The organism is Mesorhizobium sp. M5C.F.Ca.IN.020.32.2.1, assembly GCF_004023105.1.
Classification (GTDB): domain Bacteria; phylum Pseudomonadota; class Alphaproteobacteria; order Rhizobiales; family Rhizobiaceae; genus Mesorhizobium; species Mesorhizobium wenxiniae.
In genome coordinates, this window is the sequence record NZ_RZSX01000113.1 from 1 (window position 1) to 10,592 (window position 10,592).

The 10,592-nt window shown below is 63.9% G+C and carries 10 protein-coding genes and 1 pseudogene; 3 read left to right on the plus strand and 8 right to left on the minus strand.

Features of this window, described 5'->3' with window-relative positions:
- The 7 genes and pseudogenes from EOA86_RS08330 to EOA86_RS08360 all read right to left on the minus strand — a co-directional run.
- The coding region (locus EOA86_RS08330) for a hypothetical protein (protein ID WP_164891624.1) at nt 1-574 on the minus strand (574 nt) is incomplete at its 3' end.
- A 31-nt stretch (nt 575-605) separates the two neighbouring features.
- Entirely contained in the window at nt 606-1,907 is a 1,302-nt protein-coding gene (glcF, locus tag EOA86_RS08335) for a glycolate oxidase subunit GlcF (RefSeq protein ID WP_128341199.1), read from the minus strand.
- Between the two features lie 9 nt (nt 1,908-1,916).
- Nucleotides 1,917-2,318 (minus strand): DUF4870 domain-containing protein, encoded by a 402-nt coding sequence (locus EOA86_RS08340; RefSeq protein WP_128341200.1) that lies wholly within the window; start codon nt 2,316-2,318, stop codon nt 1,917-1,919.
- A complete protein-coding gene (locus EOA86_RS08345; protein ID WP_128341201.1) occupies nt 2,315-3,571 on the minus strand; it encodes an FAD-binding protein in 1,257 nt (418 codons plus the stop codon). The genes EOA86_RS08340 and EOA86_RS08345 overlap by 4 nt, the downstream gene beginning before the upstream one ends.
- Before the next feature lie 76 nt (nt 3,572-3,647).
- Nucleotides 3,648-4,162: pseudogene (locus EOA86_RS08350) on the minus strand (DUF559 domain-containing protein).
- 2 nt (nt 4,163-4,164) lie between these two features.
- Nucleotides 4,165-5,661 carry an FAD-linked oxidase C-terminal domain-containing protein gene (locus EOA86_RS08355; protein ID WP_128341202.1) on the minus strand — a complete coding sequence of 499 codons (1,497 nt, stop codon included), beginning with the start codon at nt 5,659-5,661 and terminating at the stop codon, nt 4,165-4,167.
- 203 nt (nt 5,662-5,864) lie between these two features.
- A complete protein-coding gene (locus tag EOA86_RS08360; protein WP_128341203.1) occupies nt 5,865-7,187 on the minus strand; it encodes a DUF3422 family protein in 1,323 nt (440 codons plus the stop codon).
- A gap of 199 nt (nt 7,188-7,386) precedes the next feature.
- Between EOA86_RS08360 and EOA86_RS08365 the strand changes: the two genes are divergently transcribed.
- The 3 genes from EOA86_RS08365 to EOA86_RS08375 are packed head-to-tail and all read left to right on the plus strand — an operon-like array spanning nt 7,387 to nt 10,192.
- Complete coding sequence (locus EOA86_RS08365) at nt 7,387-8,190, plus strand: FCD domain-containing protein (protein ID WP_128341204.1); 804 nt, start codon at nt 7,387-7,389, stop codon at nt 8,188-8,190.
- Between the two features lie 56 nt (nt 8,191-8,246).
- Nucleotides 8,247-9,383 (plus strand): alpha-hydroxy acid oxidase, encoded by a 1,137-nt coding sequence (locus tag EOA86_RS08370; RefSeq protein ID WP_128341205.1) that lies wholly within the window; start codon nt 8,247-8,249, stop codon nt 9,381-9,383.
- 35 nt (nt 9,384-9,418) lie between these two features.
- Complete coding sequence (locus EOA86_RS08375) at nt 9,419-10,192, plus strand: metallophosphoesterase (RefSeq protein WP_095519373.1); 774 nt, start codon at nt 9,419-9,421, stop codon at nt 10,190-10,192.
- 26 nt (nt 10,193-10,218) lie between these two features.
- On the opposite strand, the gene EOA86_RS39320 is transcribed toward EOA86_RS08375, so the two are convergent.
- Nucleotides 10,219-10,359, minus strand: coding sequence for a hypothetical protein (locus tag EOA86_RS39320; RefSeq protein ID WP_091595274.1), 141 nt, complete (start codon nt 10,357-10,359; stop codon nt 10,219-10,221).
- Between the last annotated feature and the right edge of the window lie 233 nt (nt 10,360-10,592).

A 10,592-nucleotide genomic window follows, 5' to 3' on the forward strand; every position in this document is an offset into this window, starting at 1 on the left:
CGTTCAAGGTGACCAGATGCACCAGCCTGTTGCCGCAAGCCGGACAGGTGGCCATCCCCTCGCCGCCAACTGCAAGTGACGGTCCTGCCTCCGGCAGGTGCCAGGTGGGATGGTTGCGATGCGTCGGAAAAGACATGTCGCTCGGAGCGCCCTCCTCAAAGATGAAGTGATGGCACGCGGGCGGCGAATGAGGATCGTCATGCGTCAGCCAGTCTGCGAAATCGGGAATGTCGCCCAAGGTGCTGGCTGGCAACAATTCCGGCGCCTGCAAGGCGACGTGAGCAAGCAGATCCTCGACATCTATTCCCCGTTTCACTTCTCCTTGCAGGAAAAATGCCAGACGGGCCAAGTGCGTGTCGTCGAGAAACGAAATTACGTCGTCAATCAGATTGGTCCGGTGAACGTTGGCTTCGACTGCTGCCTTTATCAGCGCAAATAGGAATTCGGACCCGTCCTCGAGATGCAGAGCGATGATTGTCTCGCATTCGCTATAGCGGGCCTGGATCGTCGTACGCGACCCGTCCGATAGCAACCGTACGATGGTTTCAATCTCTTCGGACTCTGAATCGAGCACTTCTGCATTCTCATTAGTAGGTGGGCCGCAATCAACTCATTCTTGGTGGTTCGCCACCATAGGCCCAGTCGAGCAGTTTTACCGTGTGCACCACCGGCAGCTTCGCCGCTGACGCAATCTGGGTGATGCAGCCGATATTGCCGGTGGCGACGATTTCAGCACCTGTCGCCTCGATATTCCTGACCTTGCGATCACGCAGCTGAACCGAAATCTCGGATTGCAGGATGTTGTAAGTGCCGGCCGAGCCGCAGCACAGATGCCCCTCGCGCGGCTCGCGCACGATGAAGCCGGCTTTGGCCAAAAGCTCCTTGGGCTGGCGGGTGATCTTCTGGCCGTGCTGCATCGAGCAGGCAGAGTGATAGGCAACGATGGTGCCGGGCTTGCGGACCGGCTCGGGCAGGTCGAGACCCACCAGATATTCCGTGATGTCCTTGGCCAGCGCCGACACGCGCGCCGCCTTGTCGGCATAGGCCGGATCGAGGCGCAGCATGAAGCCGTAGTCCTTGACGGTGGTGCCACAGCCCGACGCGGTGATGACGATGGCATCCAGCCCGCCCTGATCGATGGCGCGCGTCCAGGCGTCGACATTGCGCCTGGCCGAGGCAAGCGCTGCCCCCTCGCGGCCCATGTGATGCACCAGCGCGCCGCAGCAGCCCTCACCCTCGGGAACCACGACCTCGACGCCCAACCGCGTCAGCAGCGCGATCGTCGTGTCGTTGATGCCGGGATCGAGCACGGATTGTGCGCAGCCGGTGAGAATGGCGACGCGGCCGTTTTTTGCTGCGCCCTGGCCGGCATGGATGCCCGGCGAAGCCATTGGCGAGGCCGCAGGAACCGACGCCGGGGCAAGCTTGAGCATCGCGCCCAGCGGCTTCAGCGCCGGGATCTTTTCGAACAGACCGGCGAATGGCCGCGCGAGCCTCGCCAGCTTGAGCGCAGCGCGAAAGCGCGAGGGATAAGGCAGGACAAAGGCCAGCATGGCGCGCGTCAGCCGATCGAGCGGCGAGCGCCTGTAGGTCTCCTCGATATGGACGCGGGCGTGGTCGACCAGATGCATGTAATTGACGCCCGACGGGCAGGTTGTCATGCAGGCGAGGCAAGACAGGCAGCGGTCGATATGGGTGACGATCTGCTTGTCAGCGGGGCGACCGTTCTCCAGCATGTCCTTGATCAGGTAGATCCGCCCGCGCGGCGAATCCAACTCGTTGCCAAGCGTCACATAGGTCGGGCAGGTGGCCGTGCAGAAGCCGCAATGCACGCATTTGCGCAGGATCTTCTCCGATTCCGCGACATGCGGATCGGCAAGCTGGGCAAGCGAAAAATTGGTCTGCACGCAAAAATCCTATAATCCCAAGAACCAGCTTTCCGGGTCTTTGACCGGCTCGCCGCGCTGCAGCGCCTGCAGGCCGAGAATGCAGCGGGCAATGAACCAGACGGCGACGGCGAACATCAGCACGACGCCTATCGCCACCATCATCAGCACAACCGAGATCAGCGCATAAAGCAGACCGATCCAGAAGGTGCGGATCAGGAATGTATAGTGGCTCTCGACGAAGCCGCCTGCTTTGCCGCGGTTGATATAGGCCAGCACGATGCCGACAATACCGGTGACGCCGATGACGAGGCTGGCGAGATAGAGGATGTAGATGACCAGCGCGTTGGTCGAACCCGGCTCCAGCCAGCGGTCGGTCTGGCGCGGCGCGGGTTTACCTGAATCGGTAGGGCCTGGATTGATGTCGCTCATAATGCTGCTCCCTCGGTTGCCGTGCCAAGAGTAGCAGAGCTTGCAGCCGGCGCCATACGGCCGGGATTGAGGATATTCTTAGGATCGAATTCGGCTTTGAGCCGCGCCGACAACGCTGCCAGTTGCGGCGCCTGCGGCTCAAACACCGGCACAGCGGCGCGATGCGAAGGCGCCGCGCGCACCAGTGTCGCATGGCCGCCGCCATACTGTCTCACCAGGCCGCGCAGAAGATCGGCTTCGGGATCGCCATGCTCCATGCGCAGCCAGATCAGTCCGCCCTGCCAGTCATAGAAGGCATCGGCCGCCGCCTGCATGCGCAGCGCCAGCACCATCTGGTGACCTTGCGCCGGCGCCATCGACACGCGCCACACCGGCTTTTCCAGGCCCTCGGCAAACGGCGCGCAATCTCTGATGTCGCGCCAGACGGTATGCGAGATATCGCCCGAAATCTCCTCGAGCGGGCCGGCATTTCCGAGCAGGTCTTTCAGCGCGGCGATGCGGTAGGCGACCGACGGGCCGAACCCCTCGACGCGCAGCAATGTCGCCGCGGCATTGCCGAGGCTGCCGCCGGCGACCCGCGCGGCGACGCGTTCGGGAAGATGGGCCGCACTCGACACTTCGGCGCTGGAGCCGAGCGCCAGCGCCATGGCGGCGGCGGCATGATCGTCGAGCAGGCCGCGCAGAGCGAGCGTGACTTCGGTCTCGGCTGATGGCAGCACCTTGAAGGTGACGTCGGTGAGGACGGCAAGCGTGCCCCAGCTGTTGGCCATGAGTTTCGACAGGTCGTAGCCGGTGACGTTCTTGACGACGCGGCCGCCGGACTTGAAGGCCTCGCCGCGACCGGAAACCGCCGCTACGCCGAGAATATGGTCGCGCGCCGCCCCCGCCTTCAGCCGGCGCGGGCCGCAAAGGTTCGCAGCCAGCACGCCGCCAATCGTGCCTCGCCCTAACTCACCGCCGAGCAGCGGGCCATAATCCAGCGGCTCGAAGGCCAGCTGCTGGCCGTTTTCGGCAAGCAGGCTTTCGATGTCGGCGAGCGGCGTGCCGGCTTTGGCCGACAGCACCAGTTCGGCCGGCTCGTAGAGCGTCACCCCGGACAGTTTCGACAGGTCGAGCGTATGCTCGGTCTGCAGAGGACGGCCGATACCGCGCTTGGAACCATGGCCGAGGATTTCGAGCGGCGAGTCTTCGGCGGCGGCCCAGGCAACGGTGGAGAGGGTTTCGGCTGCGGTGGAGGGAGTGAAGGTGGTCATGGCTATCTCTGGTTCCTCGCTCCCGCAACGCGGGGGAGAGGTGGCTCGGGCGAAGCCCGAGACGGAGAGGGGGCAATCATAGAACGCCACCTCCAATCTTTTTGGCCGCAAAAACGAACCTCAGGTCCGAGGCGATCACGTCTTCGGCCAACCGCCCTTCCAGCGCCGCAAGAATGGTCTCGCAAACGCTTGTCCGGCTCTTGAGTACGTCGACGTTCCAGAACCGCACTACCGAGAACCCTTCGCCACGCATGAATTCGTCGCGTCGTCTGTCATAGGAACTCTCGGCATGGTGACTTCCGTCCAGTTCAACGACCAGCTTTTCGCTTCGGCAGCGAAGTCGGCGAAATACGGCCCGATCGGCATCTGTCGCACGAATTTATATCCGCCAAGCCTTTTGGCTTTCAGTTCGTTCCACAGGGTTGCTTCCATCGGATTGTCGCCATGCCGAAGCTCACGAGCACGCGCGATCCTTTCAGGCGAGCGGCGACTTGGCACGTCGGCCGCAGACCCCCTCTCCGTCTCGGGCTTTGCCCTAGCTACCTCTCCCCCGCTTCGCGGGGGCGAGGAACCCCCGTTCTGAGATCCCATCATCAAAACCTCGGAATGTCCGGAAACGCTGTCTGCCCGCGATGCACGTGCATGCGTCCGAGCTCGGCGCAGCGGCGCAACTGGGGAAACACCTTGCCCGGGTTGAGCAGATGGTTGGGATCGAAAGCGCATTTGACCCGCATCTGCTGGTCGAGGTCGATCTGGTTGAACATTTCTGGCATCAGGTCGCGCTTCTCCACCCCCACCCCGTGCTCGCCGGTCAGCACGCCGCCGACTTTGACGCAGAGCCGCAGGATGTCGGCGCCGAAACTTTCCGCCTTGTCGAGCTCGCCCGGCACATTGGCGTCATAAAGGATCAGCGGATGCAGGTTCCCGTCGCCGGCATGGAAGACATTGGCGACTCCGAGGCCGTATTTCTCCGACAGTTCGCGCATCCCGTGCAGCACGCGCGGCAGTTCCTTGCGCGGGATGGTGCCGTCCATGCAGTAGTAGTCGGGCGAGATGCGGCCGACCGCCGGAAAGGCAGCTTTGCGGCCGGCCCAGAAGCTTAGCCTCTCCTGCTCCGACTGCGAGATGCGGCATGTGGTCGAGCCGTTCCTATAGGCGCTGGCTTCGACAAGGCCGATCAGGTGATCGACCTCGACGCCCGGCCCGTCGAGCTCGACGATCAGCAGCGCCTCGACATCCAAGGGATAGCCGGCATGGACGAAATCCTCGGCCGCGTGGATCGCTGGGCGGTCCATCATCTCCATGCCTCCCGGGATGATGCCGGCGCCGATGATGTCGGCGACGCATTGGCCACCCTGCTCGCTGGTCGGGAAGCCGATCAGCAGCGCGCGCGCCGTCTCCGGCTTCTTCAGGATGCGCACAGTGACCTCGGTGACGACGCCGAGAAGCCCTTCGGAACCGGTCATGACCCCGAGCAGGTCGTAGCCTTCCGAGTCGAGATGCTTGCCGCCGAGCCGCACCACCTCGCCGTTCATCAGCACCATCTCGATACCGAGCACGTTGTTGGCGGTAAGACCGTACTTCAGGCAATGCACGCCGCCGGAATTCTCCGCGACATTGCCGCCGATCGAGCAGGCGATCTGGGAGGATGGATCGGGGGCGTAGTAAAAGCCCTCCTGCTCGACGGCGGTGGTGATGCCGAGATTGGTGACGCCCGGCTGGGCGACGACGATGCGGTTGGGAAAATCGATCTCGAGAATGTGGTTGAACCTGCTCATCACCAGCAGCACGGCATCTTCGAGCGGCAGCGCGCCGCCGGACAGCGAGGTGCCGGAGCCGCGCGGCACGACGCGGATGTTGCGGTCGTTGCAATATTTCAGCACGCGCGAGACCTGCGCCACCGTTTCGGGCAGCACCACGACCAGCGGCAATTGCCGATAGGCGGTGAGGCCGTCGCTCTCGAACGCACGCATCGAATTGGCAGCGTCGACGACGCCTTCGCCCGGCACGATGATGCGCATATCGGCGACGATCTCGTCGCGCCGGCGCATCGTGGCGTCGTCTGGCTTCGGCATCAACAGGCCGGACATCGACAGTCTCCTTCGATCCACTGGTAAAAATCTTTTACCAGCGGCAGGCGTCTGTTGCAAATCCTGCTTTGGCCGAAATCGAGCGTCGACACCGGCACGGCCTTCCGCAGCGGCTTGCGAGGAGGGCGGCGAACGAAGGGAGCGGGGGCGAGAGGGACGCGCTGACTTTCTCCCCGTCGAGGGACCTTCAGGGGGGAGATGGCCTACTCGCCCGCTTGCTTGGCGGGTTCGGAGTGCAAGCGGCGCACACGGCGCACGCCCCACCAGACCAGCAGGATGGCGAGCGGCACCGAGGCGGCGGTGACGACCTCGGGCGCGAAGGTATGGCCGAAGATCGAGGCGCCCTTGGCGACGTAGCCGATGAGGCCGACGACGTAGTAGGAGACGGCGGCGACCGAGAGCCCTTCCACCGTCTGCTGCAGGCGCAGTTGGAGGCGGGCGCGGTTGTTCATCGACGCCAGCAGATCGCGGTTCTGCTTCTCGACGTCGACGTCGACCCAGGTGCGCAGCAGCGTGGTGGCGCGGGTGAGCTTCGTCGACAGATTGGCCTGACGCTCCTCGACCGAACGGCAGGTGCGCATGGCGGGGGCGACGCGACGCTGCAGGAACCCGCCCCAGGTGTCGTAGCCGGGCACCGCCTCCTCCTCCAGCGCCTCCAGCCGTTCGCGGACGATGCCGTCATAGGCGCGGCTGGCGCCGAAGCGATAGAGGCTGGAGGCTGCATCGGCCTCCAGCTCGGCGGCGAGCTCGGTCAGGTCGGCAAGCAGCGTCTGGCTGTCGCGGGTTTTGGCGACTTTCATTTCCAGTGTGGTCTGCGCCAGCCTGTCTTCGATGCGGCGCGCGCGACCGGACTGCATCAGCGCCAGCGGCAGGCCAAGCATGGCCAGCGTGCGGTAGGTTTCGATATCGATCAGCCGCTGCGCCAGCGCGCCGGTGCGTGCCGGCGTCAGGCCGCGGTCGAGCACCAGCATGCGGGTCATGCCGTCACCGTCCTGGCGGAAATCGGTGACGATGGCGGCGTTGCCGCGCTCGACCAGCGAATAGCACAGGCTGGTCGGGTCGAAGCTGGCGATCAGCTCTTCGCTCGCCTGCGTCCATTTGCGGATTTCGAGCCTGATGCCGGAAATCACCGTTCCCGGCGGCGAAAACCCGTGGCCGAAAGGCGAATCTTCCTGGCGCTGGCCGCCCTCGGAGAGCGGTCCTTCCCACAGATAGGTGGAGAATTCCGTGTGCCGTTCCCAGCGCAGCGAGCCCTTGCCCCACTTCATCGCGTGGTGGCGTGCATGAGGGTCGGGCGCGGCGATGCCGAGCCGCCGCGACAATTCGGAAAGCACGGCCTGGTCGACGCCGGACCCAGCATCGGTCATGAAGGAAAGCTGCACCAGCACGCGCGGTTTCTCGACCAGCGGATGCGGACGGGCGTGAACCTCGCCGAGCGCGCCAGGCCGTCCCTGATGCGCGGGAAAGCCCATGACGCTGCCCTCGACGCGCGGCTGAAATTTGAGATTGGACGGGTCATCTGCCACGGCTGGTCCCCCCGGGCCTGGTGCAATCGCGTCCCTCTAGAGCCAATTGCCGGGGGACGCAAACGACAAGTTAGCCGAAATCGATATGCCGCGACGACGTAGGACCCGGCCAAACCGACGAATTGGATAAATAATTTGACCAGTTGGCGACACTGGCTTTATCCTGCGCGACACCGGTTCAATCCCCAGGCCATCCCCGTTGAGCGATATTTTCTCCCGGATCGAGCATCCCCGCACCGCCGACGAGGTGGTGCAGCAGATCGAGAGCCTGATCCTCGAAGGCGTTCTGCGCACCGGCGACAGGCTGCCGGGCGAGCGCGAGCTGGCACGGCAGTTCGAGGTGTCGCGGCCGATCCTGCGCGATGCGCTGAAGGCGCTGGAGGGGCGAGGGCTTTTGACGACGCGGCCCGGCGGCGGCACCCATGTCGCCGACGTCATCGGGCAGCTGTTCACCAAGCCGGTGACGGACCTGATCTCCATGCACCGCAAGGCGGCGACCGACTATCTGGAATACCGCCGCGAGATCGAAGCGGTGGCGGCCGAGTATGCGGCGCGGCGCGCCACGTCGGACGACCTGGCGCTGCTCGACCGCATCATGGCACGCATGGACGAGGCGCACCGGACCGGCAACTTCGACGACGAGGCGGAAATCGACGTCGAGTTCCACCACGCGATCTGCGAATGCGCGCACAACATCATCCTCCTGCACACGCTGCGCTCGTGCTACCGGCTGCTGTCGGAGGGCGTCTTCCAGAACCGGCTCTTGGTGTTCAACGTGCCGGGCGCGCGCGAAGCGCTGCTTTCGCAGCACCGGGCGATCTACGCGGCGGTCAAGGCCGGCGATCCGGCGGCCGCACGGCAGGCGGCGATGGACCACATCACCCATGTCGAACGCACCATGGCCGAGGCCGAGCGCAGCGGCGACTGGCAACGTGTGTCGCGGCTGAGGCTGATGCAGCGCTCAGAGGCCGGCGACAGCGAGCCGGCAAGAAAACGCTCATGAGCGCCGGCTAAGAAAAATCAACAACGACGAATTAGCGAACAATCAGCGGGAAGCCCATGAGCATGATCCTCACCATCGCCGATCTCAAGGACCTGGCGCGCCGCCGCGTGCCGAAGATGTTCTTCGACTATGCCGATTCAGGTGGATGGACCGAAAGCACCTACCGGGCCAACGAGGAGGATTTCCAAAAGATCAAGTTCCGCCAGCGCGTGCTGGTCGACATGAGCAACCGGTCGCTGGAATCGACCATGATCGGTGAGAAGGTGGCGATGCCGGTGGCGCTGGCGCCGACCGGTATGACCGGCATGCAGCACCCCGACGGCGAGATGCTGGCGGCGCAGGCGGCGGAGGAATTCGGCGTGCCGTTCACGCTTTCGACGATGAGCATCTGCTCGATCGAGGATGTCGCATCGGTGACCAAGAAGCCGTTCTGGTTCCAGCTCTATGTGCTGCGCGACAAGGATTTCGTTCTCAATCTCATCGACAGGGCGAAGGCGGCGAAATGCTCGGCGCTGATGCTGACGCTCGACCTGCAGATCCTCGGCCAGCGCCATAAGGATATCCGCAACGGGCTGTCGGCGCCGCCGCGCTTCACGCCGAAACACATCTGGCAGATGGCGACCAGGCCGGGCTGGTGCATCGGCATGGCCGGTACCCAGCGCCGGACCTTCCGCAACATCGTCGGCCACGCCAGGGGCGTCGGCGACCTCACCTCGCTCTCGTCGTGGACGACGGAGCAATTCGATCCGCATCTGTCGTGGAAGGACGTTGCCTGGATCAAGGAACGCTGGGGCGGCAAGCTGATCCTGAAAGGCATCCTCGACAAGGAAGACGCGCTGATGGCGGCCAAGACCGGCGCCGACGCGATCATCGTCTCCAATCATGGCGGGCGCCAGCTCGACGGTGCGCCGTCGTCGATCGAGGTGCTGGAAGAGATCGCCGACGCTGTCGGTGACACGATCGAGGTGCATATGGATGGCGGCATCCGCTCGGGCCAGGACGTGCTAAAGGCGCTGTGTCTTGGCGCCAAGGGCACCTATATCGGCCGGCCTTTCCTTTACGGCCTTGGCGCGCTCGGCAAGGATGGGGTCACCAAAGCCTTGGAAATCATCCGCAAGGAGATGGACATAACGCTGGCACTGTGCGGAAAGCGTCTGGTAACCGACATGGGCAAGGATCAGCTTCGGCGTTAGACTCCCGTGACGGCATGATCACGGAGATGGACGCATTGATTGCCCCCGGCATCCACTTTCTCGACGCGCGCGGACCGGAAGGCATGCGCATCTATGCGGTCGGCGACGTGCATGGCCGGCTCGACCTGCTCGTCGCCATGTACCGCCGGATTGCGGCCGAGATCCGCCAGGCGCGGCCGGCCGACTGGCGTGTCATCCATCTCGGCGACTATGTGGACCGCGGCCCGGACTCCAAGGGCGTCATCGATTTCCTGATCGAAGTGCGAAAACGCGACCCGCGCCACCTGATGCTCGCCGGCAACCACGACATCGGCTTCCTCGACTTCCTCGACGCACCCGATGCGGACGGGCTTTTCATGCGCTATGGCGGCATCCAGACCGCGCAGTCCTATGGCGTGGTGCTCAATGAAGGCGGCGGTGCGTGGTTTGGCAGGTCCGAGGCGGCATTGCGGCAAGGCCATGCGGCGCTGGTCGAGGCCGTGCCGAAAAGCCATGTCGACTTCCTGCAGTCGCTAGCGTTTTCACTGACGTTTGGCGACTTCTTCTTTTGCCATGCCGGCATCCGGCCAGGCATTGCGCTGGAAAGTCAGAGCACGCAGGACCTGATCTGGATCCGCGATGTCTTCCACAATCATTCGGGCCTGCATCCGAAGATCGTGGTGCATGGCCACACGCCGGTTCCGGAGGCGGAGGTGATGGTCAACCGCGTCAATATCGACACGCTCGCCTACCAGACGGGAAACCTCAGCGCGCTCGTCGTCGACGGCGCGGACAAGCGTATCCTGGTGGTGTCAGGTGAGAGGGCCTAAAGCGCGTCGCGCTTCAAGTCTGTGTTTTAGCGAAGCGCGGCGGTGACGCCGTAGCCATCGACGGCGTTGTGGTTGTTGGCTGCGTCGCCGGCATAAGTGCCGAAGCCGCACAACACTATGGCTGACAACATGACAAAGGACAGAAGCGCTGCTTTCACGGACGTCATCTCTTGTTGAGCTCTCTTCATCTGTGCACGAGGCGGGTTACCAATGGGTTGAAACGGAAATACGTCTCAAAATTTCGACGATTTCGCGCTTCTAGGCAGTTTCTGTATCGGCGATGTGTCGCGCGAGTGAGACAAAGAGTTCATCGCGTTGCACGGAAGATGCAGAGCGCGTGCCTTCTAGGGTGGCGGGCGGCCACAAGCCAAGGACGAAACAAGCTGTCCACAGCGGATTT